The sequence below is a fragment of the Bacillus sp. SJ-10 genome (assembly GCF_002843505.1).
In the GTDB taxonomy this organism is placed as follows: domain Bacteria; phylum Bacillota; class Bacilli; order Bacillales; family Bacillaceae; genus Bacillus; species Bacillus velezensis.
Genome location: NZ_CP025258.1, coordinates 1,576,307 through 1,592,124, shown reverse-complemented (window position 1 = coordinate 1,592,124; position 15,818 = coordinate 1,576,307). Strand labels below are relative to the sequence as shown.

Sequence of the window (15,818 nt, the reverse complement as noted above, 5' to 3'; positions counted from 1 at the left end):
ATATAAAAAAGGAGGATATCGTCATGTATCCTCCGGATGTATGATCGCCAGCACCTGATGATCTTCCCATTTTCCATTTATTTTTACATTTTTTCTCGCAATGCCTTCTTTATGAAAGCCAGCTTTTTCGAGCACCCGGATTGACGCCTTATTGTGCGGCATGACTCCGGCTTCTATCCGATGCAGTTTCAGCTCATTGAATGCATAATCGACTGCCAGCTTGACAGCCTTCGTCGCATAGCCTTTCCCGTTATGTTTGCCATCTAAAAAATAACCGATAAAAGCGCTTTGGAGGGAACCCCGAACCACCTGAAAAAGGCTGATCGTGCCAATCAGGGTCTGATCCTGAAGAAAAATGCCGAAGCTGTATTCTGTGTCATTTTCCGCATTCTTCAGTGATTGTTCAATTCGTTTTTTCCGGCCTTCCAGCGTATAAAAATCCTCTTGTCTCGACATGGCAAACCGTTCAAAAAACATGCGGTTTTCCGTCTGCAAAACCAGTTCCTGCTCTGCATCATTCAGGCTGAGCGGCCTGATATCAACGCTGTTTCCTTCCTGCACATGTATCGCCGTCCTTTTGTTTTGGTTTTTTAATTGCCTCTCACCCATGTGATACGGTACGCTTTATCGCATCAAGAAAATTCCAAGACTTTACAGGTCACCTTTCCTTTCGTGACCTATGTCTGATGTGAGTAACCGAAACGGAATCACAAGATTCTTTTGTTGACTTAAACCGTGCTTTAAGCCGTATCATCATATTGTGACAAGGAAAGAATAGTTTTGGCGGGTTTCCCGATGATCTAAAAATCAATTTTACAGAATCACTGCTGTCTTATTTCATGCCTATTTGCGGGATGAATATATTGATTGGATCAAAGCTGAAATGTTGACAAAGAAATGTAAAAACAATCGGAAAAGAGGAGTTAATATGAAACTGACGGGAAATACAATACTGATTACAGGCGGAAATGCCGGAATAGGATTGGCTTTCGCAGAACGGTTTTTAAAAGCGGGAAATAAAGTCATTGTGACCGGACGGCGTGAGCACGCTCTTCAAAAAGCAAAGGAAACATTCCCGGATCTTATTACATATGTCAGTGATTTGAGCATTCCATCTGAACGTATATCACTGTTTGATTGGGTGAAAGAAAATTATCCGGAAGTGAATGTGTTAGTAAACAACGCGGGGATTCAACAACGTTTTCACGTGCTGAAAGCGGATGCGAAGGACAATTGGGACTATTTCAATAAAGAAATCACAACGAACATTGAAGCTCCCTTCCACCTGTCTATGCTGTTCGCTCCGTTTTTTGCCGAAAAAAAAGATGCGGCTGTCATTAACGTCTCTTCGGGATTGGCTTTTACACCGCTTGCTATTGCACCGATCTATTCAGCAACGAAAGCAGCGCTTCATTCATTTACAATGAGTCTGAGACATCAGCTTTCTGATTCATCTGTAGAAGTGATTGAAGTTGCGCCTCCGGCGGTGAATACAGATTTAGGCGGAGCAGGGCTGCATACTCAAGGAGAACCGCTGGATGAATTCGCTGATGGGATTTTTAAAGGACTGAAAGAGGGCAAACTAGAAATCGGATATGGTTCTTCAGCGGAACGGCTGCGCATGTCACGGGATAAAGCCGATGAACATACGGCAAATATGTACAATGCAATGAAACATACAATTGAATAACATCTTTAAAAAAGCAAAACCCGCTTCTGTTGAGCGGGTTTTATTTTTATTAAACAGATAAACGCCTTTCTTAACAATGGTGCAAGCGCCACCGAAAAGAAAGACGTCATATTTTTTCATCCTAAGAATGGCGGGTTGACCCTTAGCACTCTTCCGGCGTACCGGCGTTTTTGGCCGTGCGGAAAGATGAACCGCAGCCGCAGGAAGCGATGGCGTTCGGGTTGTCAATGGTGAAACCGCCGCCCATCATGGACTGTTTGAAGTCAATGATCGTGCCGGTCATGATATCGAGGCTTTCGCTGTCGACCAAGACGGTGATTCCGTGCTGTTCAAACATGCTGTCTTTTTCGCCTTTTTCATGCTCAAATCCCATCCCGTAAGACAGGCCGCTGCAGCCGCCGCCTTTTACGCCCACACGAAGGAACGCGTTTTCTTCTTCATGCTCTTTCATCATATCTTTTATATGCAAAGCCGCTGCTTCAGTGATGGTTACTGGAACACTCATAGGTAGACCTCCTTTTTTAAAAACAATGCTGATATCTATTATAAACCTTGAGGAGAGTATTTCTCAAACGAGCTGTTTACAAATAAAAGACGCCGCTGCATACGGTTTCGGCGGGTCCCGTCATCAGCACGTGCCCGTTGTCCTGCCAATTAATCACAAGGTCGCCTCCCGCTAAATGAACGGTGATATCCCGGTTTCGTTCGGAAACACCGTTCAATACGGATGCGACAGCCGCCGCACAGGCGCCTGTTCCGCAAGCCTGTGTAATGCCGGAGCCGCGTTCCCATACGCGGAAATGAAGTTCATCGGCGCTGACGGTTTCCACAAATTCGACATTGACGCCTTCCGGAAATCTCGGGTCTTTTTCAATGACGGGACCGAGCGTTGTAAGAGGCGCTTGATTGATATCCGCAACCGGAAAAACAATATGGGGGTTTCCCATTGATACGGCTGTTCCGGAAAGCTCCGTTTCTCCAAAAACAAAGGTTTCATCGATCGTCCGTTCATCTTCATTGCCGAGCATCGGCAGCTCTTTTTTGGTGAGGCGCGGTTCGCCCATATCGACGGCGACTTCACGCACAATCCCGTTGTCCTCTGTAATGTCTGCTTTCACAAGACCTGAAAGCGTCTCAATGAAAAAGGACGTTTCTTCTGTCAGCTTATGTTCGTATGCGTACTTTGCCACACAGCGAAGGCCGTTGCCGCAATTTTTCCCTTCTGAGCCGTCATTATTAAAAATCCGCATTTTGACGGGCGCTTTTTCTGACGGACAGATGAGGATCATTCCGTCAGAGCCGATGCCCGTGTGAATGCTGGACACTTTAACGGCAATCTCAGCCAGCCGTTCTTCCGGCAGCTGTTCTTCAAATTGATTTACATATATATAACTGTTTCCAAGACCGTGCATCTTGGTAAAACGGAATGAATTCATATCGGCCTCCAACTTTTTTTCTTTTACTTAGTATAAAAGCTCTTCTGCTCGGACACAATACAAATATCCCCCGTTTTTCATACATAAAAGCTCCCTGCATATGCAGGGAGCTTTTATCGTTTACTAAATAAACATGCCGGCAATCGCCGCGCTGAGAAGGTTTGCGAGTGTTCCCGCAATAACCGCTCTTAATCCGAGGCGCGCAATGTCCGAACGGCGGCTTGGGGCCAATCCGCCCAGTGTGCCGAGCATAATCGCAATCGAAGAGAAGTTGGCAAATCCGCACAGCGCAAAGCTGATAATCGTAGACGTTTTTTTAGAAAAGTCCGCAATATGCGGCCCGAAGTTTGAATAAGCGACAAACTCATTCAGCACAAGTTTCTGTCCGATATAGCTTCCCGCTCCGAGCGCTTCATGCCAAGGAACGCCGATTACAAATGCGATCGGTGAAAACACGTAACCGAGAATGGATTCCAATGTAATATGTTTGAAACCGAACCAGCCGCCGATTCCGCCGAGAATTCCGTTCACTACGGCGATGAGCGCAACAAACGCAAGCAGCATGGCGCCGACATTTAGAGCAATCTGAAGGCCCGTGGACGCGCCTTTTGCCGCTGCATCAATCACGTTAGCGGCGCCTTCGCCTTCTTCGTCCATATTAAAATCGCCTTTTATCGTCTGCGTTTTTTCCGTTTCAGGTATTAACATTTTTCCGAACACGAGACCGGCGGGAGCCGCCATAAAGCTGGCCGCCAGCAGGTATTCGATCGGAATGCCTAACAGGGCGTAACCGAAAAGCGTCGAACCCGCTACAGCTGAAAGGCCGCTCGTCATAATCGTAAACAGCTCGGAACGGGTCAATCCCGCAATCAGCGGTTTAATGGCAAGCGGTGATTCAGACTGTCCGACAAAAATATTCGCAGCCGCCGCAAGCGATTCCGTTCTGCTTGTCCCAAGAAGTTTTGACAGTCCGCCTCCGATGACGCGAAAGATGAGCTGCATGATTTTCAAGTGATACAAAACGGCAATCAGCGCTGAGAAAAAGATAATGACCGGCAGAACGCTCAGCGCAAAAGCCGGGCTGCTGCCCACTTTTAACAGCGGGCCAAAAATAAAGCTGATGCCTTCGTTCGCATAATCAATGAGAAGCTGCACACGGCTTGAGAACCATAAAAATACGGCCCGGCCGGCGTCCCACTTTAATACGATGAATCCGAAGGCCATTTGTAAACATAAACCGACAATAACGGTTCGCAGGTTAATTTTGCTTTTCTTCTCTGATAACAAAAAAGCAATGGCTAATATAGCAACTGCCCCGAGCAGCCCCCAAACGATATTCAATGAATCCACCTCTAAAATTTTATTTAAAAAAAGTCTTTATTAAGATAACAATATTTATTTTTGCTGTCTACAAATTTTTTATTTTGCCAAAACCCGGGGCGCAATAAAAAAGAGACCCCGTTCGGAGCCTCTGATTAAAACATCGGATTTTCTTCTATGAATGTATATATGTTGTCAACCAGTTCAGCAGGCGTGCCTCCCGTGACCACTTCGCCGTTAACCAGGGCGAACAGGGACTCCATGCATTTCCCGCAATAGCTTAAACAGCCGTATTCAAGCACGTCCAAGTTCGGATCCTTCTCTAAGATCTCAAGTGCTTCCTGGGAACCGCGCGCTAAATTGCTGACACAGAATTCAATCATCGGATTCATGCGGTTTCACCTCACATATGTACCTTATCCTAACGGAATTTCCTCTATTCGTCAAAGATCCGGTTTCACGCTCAATGTTATCGTAACATATTAATTCAGGTTAAAGGTTTTACTATTACGTGTTTTCTGGTCAATTTGTAGGTTATTTTAAAACTATTATTGTGGTTTTAGATCAAATTCGATATAATTCTAGATGTTATTTTACATAGTTCGTTATTTTGTAACAACATTGACTACCATATTTTTCGGGCAAAAGGGGAATCATTATGAAAAAATTGGTCTTGATCGGCGGGGGTTACGGAAACATGCGGGTGCTGCACCGCTTACTGCCGAACCAGCTTCCGTCAGATATATCCATCACGCTGATTGACAGAAACCCGTATCACTGCTTAAAAACAGAATATTATGCGCTCGCCGCCGGCACGATTTCTGATCATCATATCAGGGTGTCTTTTCCTGAGCATCCGAATCTGGATGTTCAATACGGTGAGGTGGCTTCCGTCGACACGAAAAACAAACAGGTTCTGTTTCATGACCGCGAACCGATTTCTTACGATGACGCGGTGATCGGACTGGGCTGCGAGGATAAGTATCATAACGTGCCCGGCGCGCCGGAACATACTTACAGCATTCAGACCATTGATCAGTCACGCGAAGCCTATCAAAAGCTGAACAACCTCGGCGCCAATGCATCTGTCGCTATCGTCGGAGCGGGATTAAGCGGCGTGGAGCTTGCCAGTGAATTAAGAGAGAGCCGTGACGATCTGAAGATTATGTTATTTGACCGGGGCGACCTGATTTTATCAAGCTTTCCGAAAAGACTCAGCAAGTATGTTCAGAAATGGTTTGAAGAACACGGCGTCGCCATTATCAATAATGCGAATATTACAAAAGTGGAAGACGGGATCGTTTATAATCATGATGAAGGAATACCGGCCGATGCCATCGTGTGGACGGCGGGAATTCAGCCGAATAAAGCCGTCAGAGAAATGGACGCTGAAAAAGATCCGCAGGGCCGCATCGTTTTAACACCGCACCACAATCTACCGGGCGATGAGCATGTTTACGTCGTCGGTGATTGCGCGAGCCTGCCGCATGCGCCGAGCGCCCAGCTGGCTGAAGCACAAGCGGAACAAATTGTGCAGATCCTCCTGAAACGCTGGAACAATGAAGAGCTGCCGGAAACAATGCCGCAATTTAAGCTGAAAGGCGTTCTCGGTTCACTCGGAAAAAAAGCGGGCTTCGGTCTTGTCAACGACCGTCCGCTCATTGGGCGTGTGCCCCGTTTATTAAAATCAGGCCTTTTATGGATGTACAAGCATCATAACGGCTGATAAGAAAAAAGCCGCTGATTGCGATCAGCGGCCATTTTTAAGAGCCCGCCACATAGCCGCGCTTTTCCATTTCTTCATATATATCTTTTAAATGCGGATTCCCTTCCCCCACAATGACATCCTCCACCAGCACGAGCGGATAGAAAAATTCATCGTTTCTGATGCGCTCCGCAAGCTCTTCTGTCTCCTTTTGCTGAGGCGGTGCGTCAATATCAATATACCGCATGTTAAAAGGCTGCTCCGGGTATTTCCGTTTCAGCGCCGCCTCCAGCCATTCAAACGTATCTTTGGCGCTCGGCATATTCACGCAGCTTGCGCAAAGCGTTTCAGCGCCGTAAACACTGAGCGTAACCGGCTTTGTCATGTATATCATCCCCTTTACACCAGTATACAAAGGACGGGGCAGCTTTTGTATAAAAAACGGTTTTTATGTTCAAGTTTAAATATGCTATAATGGAGAAAGCAGCTTTGCAAACCAAACATTAGATTTTTACCGTTACTGTGAATATAATGGTTTTATGTATATGAAAGGAGCGAATCTCATGACTGAGGTTGAAATGAAAGAGCAAGTACAGGAAGTATTGGATAAATTACGTCCGTTTCTGCTTCGTGACGGCGGTGACTGTGAGCTTGTTGATGTAGACGAAGGCATTGTAAAGCTTCGCCTCCTTGGCGCATGCGGCAGCTGCCCAAGTTCAACGATTACGCTGAAAGCCGGAATCGAACGCGCCCTTCTTGAAGAAGTACCGGGTGTCGTTGAAGTAGAACAAGTATTTTAATCATAAAACCAGGCTGTATGACAGCCTGGTTTTTTTATTTTTTACAAATAGTCATCAAACCATGAACAAATATAACGGATGCGTTTCATCCGCTGTTCCGGATGGCCGCTTCTCGACAGCTCATGCGTGGCTTTCGGAAATCGGATGAACGACGTCGTTTTGTTCAGTTTCTTCAACGCGGTAAAGAGCTGCTCGGCCTGCTCTATCGGACAGCGGTCATCGCGCTCACCGTGCAGAATCAAAAGCGGCGTCGAAACGCGGGACGCATATTTTACAGGAGAACGACCCCAAAGCTTATCCGCTTCCTCAAACAAATCATGTCCGAGCTGCCAGTCGGTAAAAAAGAAACCGATATCGCTGACACCGTGGAAGCTGAACCAATTTGAAATGGAGCGCTGCGTGACGGCTGCTTTAAAACGGCCTGTCTGCCCGACAATCCAATTCGTCATAAACCCTCCGTAGCTTCCGCCCGTCACACCGAGACGGCCGCTGTCAATAAACGGATACGCCTGAACGGCTTCATCCACCGCCTGCATGACATCACGGTAATCTCCGCCTCCGTAATCACCCCTGACACGATTGACAAAATCCTGTCCGTAGCCGTGGCTTCCTCTCGGGTTGACATACACGACAGCATATCCTTGTGCGGCCAGCACTTGGAATTCGTGAAAATACGTATGGCCGTACATCATGTGAGGCCCGCCGTGTATGTATAGAATGAGCGGATAAGTTTGATCCTCTTCAAAAACGGCGGGCTTTAAAAACCAGCCGTTTACCGTCAGCCCGTCCTTTGTTTCATATTGCAGCTTTTCCGGCACGGATATGATGCGCTCCTCAATAAACCGATCATTGTCGGATGTCAATTGCTTCTCTTCCCCATCTTCGAGCGAAATGCTGTAAAGCTCGGAAGGCTGTGCGGGTTTGGCAATGACAGCGATACAGCTTTTCTGATCAGGATGAAAAGCAAAACCGTTCACGTACTCTTCTTCTAATCGGATCGGATATACGAGGCCGTCAATCGAGATATAATAAATACCGGTGCTTCCCTGCTCGCTCCCGAGAACGTAAAAACCCTGCCCGTCGTTTGTCCATACCGGCCGGGGCGCCACTCCTCCTATGATTGAATCCGCAATCAGCGCATCGCTCAAATGAACATCCAGCATGTCGGTCAGGCAGGTGAGCCGCTCAGTTTTCACGTCGTACAGCCACGCTTTTTCTAAAGTCGCATTGCGAAATTCATTTTCATGGCCCAGCATCGCGATATAAGAACCGTCCGGTGAAAACACGCAGGAACCGAAAGAACCGCGGTGCGGCGTAATCTGCTTCAGGCTTCCATCCGCCAGATTCATCAGATAGACATCGCTCGGCTTTCCGGCGTCACCCGGCTCGCATAAATTGGCGGTAAACGCAAGCTGCCTGCCATCCGGTGAAAAGGCCGCGCCATAATGATCCGCTTCATGATCCGTCAGCTGCTGAATCTCCCCCGTTTCAAGATGAATCAGCACAAGCTGGGCCCAGCTTCCGTTCAGCAGGCCTTTCCCGTCACGTTTATATGTTAATGACTGAATGTCAACCGGCTCATACTCGTCATGCTTCTTTTTTTCTTTCTCATCGGCGCGCTCCGCTGATGTCAGACTGACGGACACAAGCACGGATCTGCCGTCGGGCGCCCATATCGGATCTGATACGCCCCAAGGAATATCGGCCGCCTGTTCCGCCTCTCCGCCGGCAGCGTCGATGATGTACAGGTGAGGGACGCCGTTCTCCCTGTCAGAAACAAAGGCGAGGCGCCGTCCGTCAGGCGACCACCGCGGACTTGTATTTCTATTGTCCCCGAAAGTCCACGGGTTTGAGATGCCGGATTCTGTGTCATAGACCATAATGGCTGAGGAATAGGAATCACGCTTATGATTGACTGTTGTCCGGACGTAAGCGGCTCTTCTGCCGTCAGGGGCATATTGCGGGTCTGTCACGGATACGAGTGACGCAATGTCCTCCTCGGTTATGAGTTTTTTCAATCGTATCTCCTCCTTTTCTTTTTTATTTCGCTTCCCTAAATAAAAATCCTTCTCCAGAAAAAGAAAGCGTCCTTCTCTGATGGGAAGAACGCTTTTTTATCATTATACACTTTTCACCTGCTCTAAAGGATTCCGTTCAATTACGCTTCCTTCTGACGGGACGGTAAGCGCCGCAATCTCACAGTGAGGGAAATGCTCAGAAAGCTGTTTTCTCAGCTCTTCTCCCTTTCCTTTTTCAATCAGAACAAGAATCGTCGGTCCCGCTCCGCTCAGCGCCGTTCCGTAAGCGCCTTTCATTTCGGCCGCATGTTCCACCTTTGAAAGCTCAGGAACAAGCATGGCGCGGTACGGCTGATGGAGCATGTCTTTTCTCATCATTTTCCCGGCGAGCGCCCAGTCATTTGACATGATCGCAGCAACGAGAAGGTTGCTGACGGCGCTTGCTTTAACGGCGTGCCGGTACGGCAGCTCTTTCGGGAGCACGTCTCTTGCGTCCCTGGTCAGAACTTCGTAAAACGGAATCACTGCCACAACATCGATATCCGCTTCGGCAACACGCACGATATGTGTTTCATCTTCTTCGTGAAGGCCGATCACAAGCCCTCCTGCAAGGGAAGCAGCGGCATTATCAGGGTGTCCCTCTTCAAGACTGGCTAAGTGCAGCTTGTCGCTTTCCGAAAGCTGCAGGCCGCATAACTCATCCGCAAGCTCAATGGCGGCGACGATAGCGGCCGCGCTGCTTCCGAGACCCCGCGCAAGGGGGATGTCACTCCATACTTTGACATGGGCGGGCGGCAGCTCTTTCTGATAGCGGTCAGCCGTCCGTTTGGCGACTTGGTAGATGAGGTTGTCCGTTCCTTGAGGGATGCCCGCGACAGTTTCAGTTTCCGCCGAGAACTGCCATTCATCGTTTCGGAAAACCGAAAGCTTCAAATATCTGCTGAGCGCCATCCCGACGGAATCAAACCCGGGCCCTAAGTTGGCGGTGCTTCCCGGAACCGTAATGGAAAACAGCATCTCCGCCTCATTCATACACGCGCCGCTCCATTTAAGTATTCCAGAATACTGTCCTCATCTGTCGGCAGCGTAATCGGTTTTATGTCAGAAACGTCCACAGCCGTGTTCGGATCTTTCAGGCCGTTTCCGGTCAAAACTGCGACAACCTTGCTGCCTTTTGGAATTTCACCGGATTTCACCTGTTTCAAAACGCCGGCGATGGATGCACAGGAGCCCGGTTCGGCAAACACGCCTTCTTCACGGGCAATCAGCTGATAAGCGTGAAGAATTTCTTCATCTGTGACTTCATCAATTTTTCCGGCTGATTCTTCCGCAGCGAGCACCGCTTTGTCCCAGCTGGCAGGATTCCCGATTCGGATTGCCGTCGCAACGGTCTCTGGATTTTTAATGACTTCGCCGCGGACGATAGCCGCAGAACCTTCCGCCTCAAAACCGCGCATCTTCGGAAGTCCGGTGCCGTTTTTCTCATGGTATTCTTTGAACCCTTTCCAGTAGGCCGTGATATTCCCGGCGTTTCCTACCGGGATCGCCAGAATGTCCGGCGCTCCGCCGAGCTGTTCGCATACTTCAAAGGCCGCTGTTTTTTGCCCTTCAATCCGGTAAGGGTTTACTGAATTCACTAATGCAATCGGTGATTTTTCGCAAATTGACCGGACGATGGCCAGCGCGTCGTCAAAGTTTCCGTCAATCGCAATGATTTCCGCACCGTACATGACGGCCTGCGCAAGTTTTCCGAAGGCGATTTTTCCGTCCGGGATGATGACGATGCATTTCATGCCGGCTCTCGCCGCGTATGCCGCAGCCGCGGCGGATGTGTTGCCTGTAGAGGCGCACATGATGGTATCATTGCCTTCTTCTTTCGCTTTGGCGACCGCCATGACCATGCCGCGGTCCTTAAAGGACCCCGTCGGATTAACGCCCTCTGTTTTCACATGCAGTTCAATTCCGAGCTTTTCAGAAAGCTTCGGCAGGTGAATCAGCGGCGTGTTGCCTTCATGTAATGTCAGGGCCGGCGTCCGATCCGTCACCGGCAGAAATTCTTTATATTGATGGATAAGTCCTTTCCACATTAGCTCCAACCGTTCCCTTCTACGCGATATGTGCTTTTTACTTCTTGTACGACTTCGAGGTCATTTAAGTTTTGCAGAATGTCACTGAAATCTTCTTCCGATGTATGATGCGTGACGATGACGATTTCCGCGAGGTCGTCGTGGCCTTTGATCGGCAGCTGCAGAATTTTTTCAAAGCTTACGCCGCGCTCTGAGAAGGCCGATGTGATTTTTGAAAAAGAGCCGACCTGGTCTTTGACGTGAATTCTTAAAAACTGCTGGGCATAGATATCAGACGGCTGCTTCAGATTTCTTTCAAACTGCGGGGCGACAAAGCTGTTTCCGTTTACGCCGAGACGCATGTTTTTCATGACCGCGACCAGATCGGAAACGACCGATGTCGCAGTCGGCATGCTTCCGGCTCCGGGGCCGTAAAACATCGTTTCGCCGACGGCTTCTCCGTACACGTAAACGGCATTGAACTCGTTATGCACCGCAGAGAGCGGATGATGATCCGGAAGCAGTGTCGGCTGAACGCTGACTTCGATTTTATTGTCATCACGCTGGGCGATGCCGATCAGCTTCATCGTATAGCCGAGCCGTTTGCTGAAGCTGATGTCTTCATCCGTGATCCGGGAAATTCCTTTTACTTTGACATCGTCCAGATCAACGTCCATAGAGAAGCCGAGACGGGCTAAAATCGCCATCTTGCGCGCGGCATCGAGCCCTTCTACATCGGCGGTCGGGTCCGCTTCCGCGAATCCGAGATCCTGCGCTTCTTTCAGCACTTCCTCATACGGGCTTTTTTCTTTAATCATTTTCGTTAAGATGAAGTTCGTCGTTCCGTTGACGATTCCCATCATTTTTGTGATCCGGTCAGAGGAAAGGCCTTCTTCGAGCGTGCGTAAAATCGGGATTCCGCCGGCGACACTCGCTTCATAATACAAGTCACAGCCATTTTCCTTTGCGGCGGCTAAAAGCTCTGAGCCATATACGGCGATCAGATCTTTATTTGCGGTCACAACATGTTTTTTCGCTTTCAAGGCATCAAGAAGATATTGCTTCGTCTGTTCGACACCGCCGATGACTTCAATAATCACGTCGACCTCAGGGTCATCGATTACATCATAGACTTCTGTCGTCAGCACTTCTTTCGGCAGGTCTGCGTCTCGTTTTTTATCAATATCTTTAACTAGCACTTTTTTGATCGTCACCGGACAGCCGACCTGGTGCATAAGCTTATCCTGATGATCTTGTATAATTTTGACGACACCGCTTCCCACGGTTCCCAGTCCTAACAGTCCAATACGAATCGCTTCCAAAGAGAAACTCCACCTTTCTTCCTTTTGTCCACTAGAAAAGGACAATTGTTAACCCTTCACAGACATTTAAGTTACAAATATTATATAAGCCCGCATTTGTTTTGACAAGCGGCTGAATATTGTTTCTACAGCTATGAAAACGCTTAACACACTGATATGACAAGATTCCCTATTTTCTAAATATTTTTACGTCATATTTTCTTACGAACTGATTCCTTTTCCGAGCCACGCCACAGGCGGGACAAAAACCTGCGCCGACCTGACATTCATCATGTCGTGACATGTCTGTAAAAACTGTTCATAGCGGGTGCAGTCGGCAAGAATGTAGTCAAGCTGCTGTTCGTAAAACTGTTTTTCAGAATCATGAGAAATGTAATAGCTCTCCACCGTCTCGAAGAAATGGAGCGGAAACAGCAGGCGGCTGTAAAACAGGCGCTTGGAAAAGGAGGATAACGGCGTAACTTGCTCATATTCCTGCAGAAACAAAAACCCATTTTTGAGCAGGTCGTCACGATGATACAAATATGTGCTGCGCATATATTCCGCAATATCACGGGCGGCATGGTCGAATACCCAATCGCCCGGAATGCGGATCAATGATTCCTCCGACCAGGTATCCCGTTCCATCCGCTGATGGCAGATTGTCCCCGAGTCCTCTGCGCCGGGATTGTCATCCAGCTCCGTATCCACTAAATATTGAATGGCGTTTTCCGCTAAGCCTGAATAATAAGGAAATGCTTCGATCATTTTCTTTTCGAACGGTTCAAGCGGAGACATATGAATTTTCTGCATCCAGAATGATTCCAGCTGATCCACCCGTTTTCCCCATAAGTCCTTCCATTGGCCGATCCTGCCCGCTTCTTTCACTTCGTACGGAAAACCCCGCCCTTTTCTGTGAAATTCGGCAAGCTCCCCTCCGACAGAAAACGACCGGTTTGAGACGGGAATCGGCGCTTTTAAGAGCGCATACGTTTTGCCTTCGTCCTCAAAGGTCAGTTCTCCTTCCTTCGTAAAGATAAACACTGAAACGTATGGGTCACTTTGTTCTTGTAAATACTGACTCATGTAGTAAAGCTCCGTCAGCTCTGATTGCGAAAACCCGGAGACGGGAATAATAAGAAAGAAGGAATTGGGCGTCTGGAAGCATTGGTATTTCTGATAAACGGAGAGCTGTCTGACGTGGATGCCGTACTTTTCTTTAATGATGCTTTTCATCATAATCACCTGCCTGAAAAATTAGAGCTATTCACATCGTAGTCATACGCCGGCGGAATTATGAATACATATTGTAATCCTTTGAATAAGTGGAGAAACATCGTACACATCGGAAGGATGTTGTATAAACTAGTAAAAAAAGATTGGGTGAAGCAAATGTCAGAAAAGGAACAACTGAATCAGGTGGAAGCTGTCGCCAGGGCGCGTTTAAAAGAACGGGGGGTTGAGACGGACGATATTGCCGAGCTGGTGTATTTCCTTCAAAAAAAATATCATCCTGATTTGACGATGGAGGTATGCAGGCTCAATGTGGACCGTGTCATCGCAAAACGCGAGGTGCAAAACGCCATTTTAACGGGAATAGAATTAGATGTGCTCGCCGAACAAAAAAAGCTGTCTGAACCGCTTCAGACCATTCTGGCGATTGATGAAAGCCTGTATGGGGTTGACGAGGTGCTCGCCTTCTCTATCGTGAATATATACGGCTCAATCGGCTTTACGAATTACGGCTACATTGACAAAGAAAAACCCGGCATTCTCGGGCGGTTAAATGATAAATCTACGGGCGAATGCCATACGTTTCTTGATGATATCGTCGGCGCAATCGCAGCAGCGGCTTCAAGCCGGCTTGCTCACAGCGCCAGAAATACAGAATAAGGACGGCCGTCATGGCCGTCCCTTTTTTTATAGATGTTCAATCCATTCGGTTAAAGAGTCAATCGCATATGTCGGCTTCTGGTCGTAATCTGCCATATGCTCACGCTTTGTCACTCCGGTATGAACCAGCAGCGTATCCATGCCCGCATTGATGCCGGCCATAATATCCGTGGCATAGTTATCGCCGACCATGAGTGTTTCGGAAATATCCGTTCCGAGCACACGCATCGCCTGTTCCATAATAATGGATTCAGGCTTGCCGATAAAGACAGGCTCAACGCCCGTTGACACCGTCAAAACGGATGTGAGCGAACCGTTCCCTGGTAAAAGCCCTCTTTCAGTCGGAATGGCGACGTCGCCGTTTGTTGAAATGAACCGGGCGCCGTTTCTGATCGCAAGGCATCCCGTTGCCAACTTTTCATATGTAATGCCGCGGTCGATTCCCACAACGACAAAGTCCGCGTTTTCTTCTCCGAAGCTCAGCCCGTTTTCTTCAATGGCCTGACGGATGCCTTCTTCGCCGATCACATATACCGACGCGTCTTTTTTCTGCTGGGCGATATGCTGCGCAGTCGCCATGCTCGTCGTGAAGACCTGCTCTTCAGATGCCGGAATGTCAAAGCTCATCAGCTTGTCCGCCACCTGCTTCGGCGTCCGGGAAGAATTGTTCGTCACGAATAAATACGGAATGCCGCGCGCTTTAAGCGTTCTCACAAATTCACACGCTTCTTCGATTTTTTCCGTCCCGTTGTACATTGTGCCGTCTAAATCTATCAAATATCCTTTATAATCCTTCATACTCAACACTCCTGTGGATTTTCTCACTCGTTGTTATTTAAATGCGGAAACAGGCCCTAATTCTGTTTCCAGGTAGGTTCTTACACGGGCCGGAAAGGCTTTCAGCACATCTCTGTTTAACGTGATCAGCGTTAACAGCTCCTGATGGTCGGCGTGCTGATATTCCTGTACAAGCTGCTTTCTGGAAGAGATCAGTTGCTTCAGCTTATTTCCTTCATCCTCAGCTACCACCTTTTCATCCGTCAGAATATCCATGATGTCGTCATAACTCCCCGGATCGCGCATGATAAAGCCGTCAATCATATCATTTCCGACATCGAGAATGCATTCGATCATAAGATGGCTGATCCGCTCAAGCGCCCTTTTTTCGATTTCGCTCTGCCATGCAGGCGTGCTGTCAAACAGCGCCAGCTGGGTCTCAAAAAAACGGAGTGTTTGTTCGATATTATTTCTGTCAACAAAATACACGTGACAGCATCCCCTTCTGCATCAATTATTTTCTGATTCGTTTTAAAACAAAATACGCGCAGCCGAAATTGCAGTATTCGTAAATGTATTCGTCCAATGTGCTGATTTTCGTTTCAAAGGTTGCTTTTTGATTCTGGTCATCAAAGAAGCCTTTGAGCCGCAGCTGACTGTATCCCCAGTCTCCCACAATGTAATCATATTTATTTAATATGTCCGAATAGCGGGCTTTGAACGCTTCTTCATTAAAGCCGTTTTTAAAATCGTGTACGAGTTCAAACTCGGCATTTTGAATAAGAATCATGTCTTCACCTCTTTTATCACTC

18 protein-coding genes are annotated in these 15,818 nt (G+C 47.9%); 4 read left to right on the top strand and 14 right to left on the bottom strand.

Annotated elements, in window-relative coordinates; all coding sequences use genetic code 11:
* Positions 1 to 21: 21 nt before the first annotated feature.
* Positions 22 to 609 (bottom strand): GNAT family N-acetyltransferase, encoded by a 588-nt coding sequence (locus CXL14_RS08075; RefSeq protein ID WP_052018772.1) that lies wholly within the window; start codon positions 607 to 609, stop codon positions 22 to 24.
* Positions 610 to 928: 319 nt separating this feature from the next.
* On the opposite strand from CXL14_RS08075, the gene CXL14_RS08070 reads away from it, so the two are divergent.
* A complete protein-coding gene (locus tag CXL14_RS08070) occupies positions 929 to 1,690 on the top strand; it encodes an SDR family oxidoreductase (protein WP_017419451.1) in 762 nt (253 codons plus the stop codon).
* 142 nt (positions 1,691 to 1,832) lie between these two features.
* On the opposite strand, the gene CXL14_RS08065 is transcribed toward CXL14_RS08070, so the two are convergent.
* From CXL14_RS08065 to CXL14_RS08050, 4 genes are all read right to left on the bottom strand, one after another.
* Positions 1,833 to 2,195 carry a HesB/IscA family protein gene (locus CXL14_RS08065; RefSeq protein WP_003151967.1) on the bottom strand — a complete coding sequence of 121 codons (363 nt, stop codon included), beginning with the start codon at positions 2,193 to 2,195 and terminating at the stop codon, positions 1,833 to 1,835.
* A gap of 76 nt (positions 2,196 to 2,271) precedes the next feature.
* On the bottom strand, positions 2,272 to 3,126 hold the full coding sequence (gene dapF, locus CXL14_RS08060; RefSeq protein ID WP_014418790.1) for a diaminopimelate epimerase: 855 nt from the start codon (positions 3,124 to 3,126) through the stop codon (positions 2,272 to 2,274).
* Between the two features lie 123 nt (positions 3,127 to 3,249).
* On the bottom strand, positions 3,250 to 4,467 hold the full coding sequence (locus tag CXL14_RS08055) for a NupC/NupG family nucleoside CNT transporter (protein WP_024085753.1): 1,218 nt from the start codon (positions 4,465 to 4,467) through the stop codon (positions 3,250 to 3,252).
* 134 nt (positions 4,468 to 4,601) lie between these two features.
* Positions 4,602 to 4,838: a YuzB family protein gene (locus tag CXL14_RS08050; RefSeq protein ID WP_007408721.1), complete on the bottom strand. Its 237-nt coding sequence runs from the start codon at positions 4,836 to 4,838 to the stop codon at positions 4,602 to 4,604.
* A gap of 266 nt (positions 4,839 to 5,104) precedes the next feature.
* Here CXL14_RS08050 and CXL14_RS08045 point away from each other — a divergent pair, with 266 nt between their 5' ends.
* Positions 5,105 to 6,172 carry an NAD(P)/FAD-dependent oxidoreductase gene (locus CXL14_RS08045; RefSeq protein WP_101287756.1) on the top strand — a complete coding sequence of 356 codons (1,068 nt, stop codon included), beginning with the start codon at positions 5,105 to 5,107 and terminating at the stop codon, positions 6,170 to 6,172.
* Between the two features lie 37 nt (positions 6,173 to 6,209).
* Here CXL14_RS08045 and CXL14_RS08040 read toward each other — a convergent pair whose 3' ends face one another.
* Positions 6,210 to 6,536, bottom strand: coding sequence for a YuzD family protein (locus tag CXL14_RS08040; protein WP_017419453.1), 327 nt, complete (start codon positions 6,534 to 6,536; stop codon positions 6,210 to 6,212).
* A gap of 79 nt (positions 6,537 to 6,615) precedes the next feature.
* Here CXL14_RS08040 and CXL14_RS08035 point away from each other — a divergent pair, with 79 nt between their 5' ends.
* Positions 6,616 to 6,951 (top strand): NifU family protein, encoded by a 336-nt coding sequence (locus CXL14_RS08035; protein ID WP_169510385.1) that lies wholly within the window; start codon positions 6,616 to 6,618, stop codon positions 6,949 to 6,951.
* A gap of 41 nt (positions 6,952 to 6,992) precedes the next feature.
* Here the strand turns inward: CXL14_RS08035 and CXL14_RS08030 are convergent, their stop codons facing one another.
* The 5 genes from CXL14_RS08030 to yutH form a co-directional block, all read right to left on the bottom strand.
* The gene (locus tag CXL14_RS08030) at positions 6,993 to 8,969 is read right to left on the bottom strand and encodes a S9 family peptidase (protein ID WP_101287754.1); all 1,977 of its coding nucleotides are present in this window, start codon (positions 8,967 to 8,969) and stop codon (positions 6,993 to 6,995) included.
* A gap of 102 nt (positions 8,970 to 9,071) precedes the next feature.
* Complete coding sequence (gene thrB, locus CXL14_RS08025; RefSeq protein ID WP_014418794.1) at positions 9,072 to 10,001, bottom strand: homoserine kinase; 930 nt, start codon at positions 9,999 to 10,001, stop codon at positions 9,072 to 9,074.
* A complete protein-coding gene (gene thrC / locus CXL14_RS08020; RefSeq protein WP_014721762.1) occupies positions 9,998 to 11,056 on the bottom strand; it encodes a threonine synthase in 1,059 nt (352 codons plus the stop codon). Before thrC ends, thrB begins: the two co-directional genes overlap by 4 nt.
* Complete coding sequence (locus CXL14_RS08015; RefSeq protein WP_007613551.1) at positions 11,056 to 12,357, bottom strand: homoserine dehydrogenase; 1,302 nt, start codon at positions 12,355 to 12,357, stop codon at positions 11,056 to 11,058. The genes thrC and CXL14_RS08015 overlap by 1 nt, the downstream gene beginning before the upstream one ends.
* Before the next feature lie 201 nt (positions 12,358 to 12,558).
* Positions 12,559 to 13,575, bottom strand: coding sequence for a spore coat-associated protein CotNH (yutH, locus tag CXL14_RS08010; RefSeq protein WP_031304103.1), 1,017 nt, complete (start codon positions 13,573 to 13,575; stop codon positions 12,559 to 12,561).
* Positions 13,576 to 13,728: 153 nt separating this feature from the next.
* Between yutH and CXL14_RS08005 the strand changes: the two genes are divergently transcribed.
* The gene (locus CXL14_RS08005; protein ID WP_003151934.1) at positions 13,729 to 14,229 is read left to right on the top strand and encodes a phosphatidylglycerophosphatase A family protein; all 501 of its coding nucleotides are present in this window, start codon (positions 13,729 to 13,731) and stop codon (positions 14,227 to 14,229) included.
* 27 nt (positions 14,230 to 14,256) lie between these two features.
* Here CXL14_RS08005 and CXL14_RS08000 read toward each other — a convergent pair whose 3' ends face one another.
* Genes CXL14_RS08000 through CXL14_RS07990 form a run of 3 tightly spaced genes read right to left on the bottom strand, consistent with a single transcriptional unit; the run spans position 14,257 to position 15,796 of the window.
* Positions 14,257 to 15,027: a TIGR01457 family HAD-type hydrolase gene (locus CXL14_RS08000; protein WP_007613557.1), complete on the bottom strand. Its 771-nt coding sequence runs from the start codon at positions 15,025 to 15,027 to the stop codon at positions 14,257 to 14,259.
* Between the two features lie 33 nt (positions 15,028 to 15,060).
* Positions 15,061 to 15,495 carry a DUF86 domain-containing protein gene (locus CXL14_RS07995; protein WP_014418798.1) on the bottom strand — a complete coding sequence of 145 codons (435 nt, stop codon included), beginning with the start codon at positions 15,493 to 15,495 and terminating at the stop codon, positions 15,061 to 15,063.
* Between the two features lie 25 nt (positions 15,496 to 15,520).
* Positions 15,521 to 15,796 carry a YutD family protein gene (locus CXL14_RS07990; RefSeq protein ID WP_003151928.1) on the bottom strand — a complete coding sequence of 92 codons (276 nt, stop codon included), beginning with the start codon at positions 15,794 to 15,796 and terminating at the stop codon, positions 15,521 to 15,523.
* Positions 15,797 to 15,818: the final 22 nt, after the last annotated feature.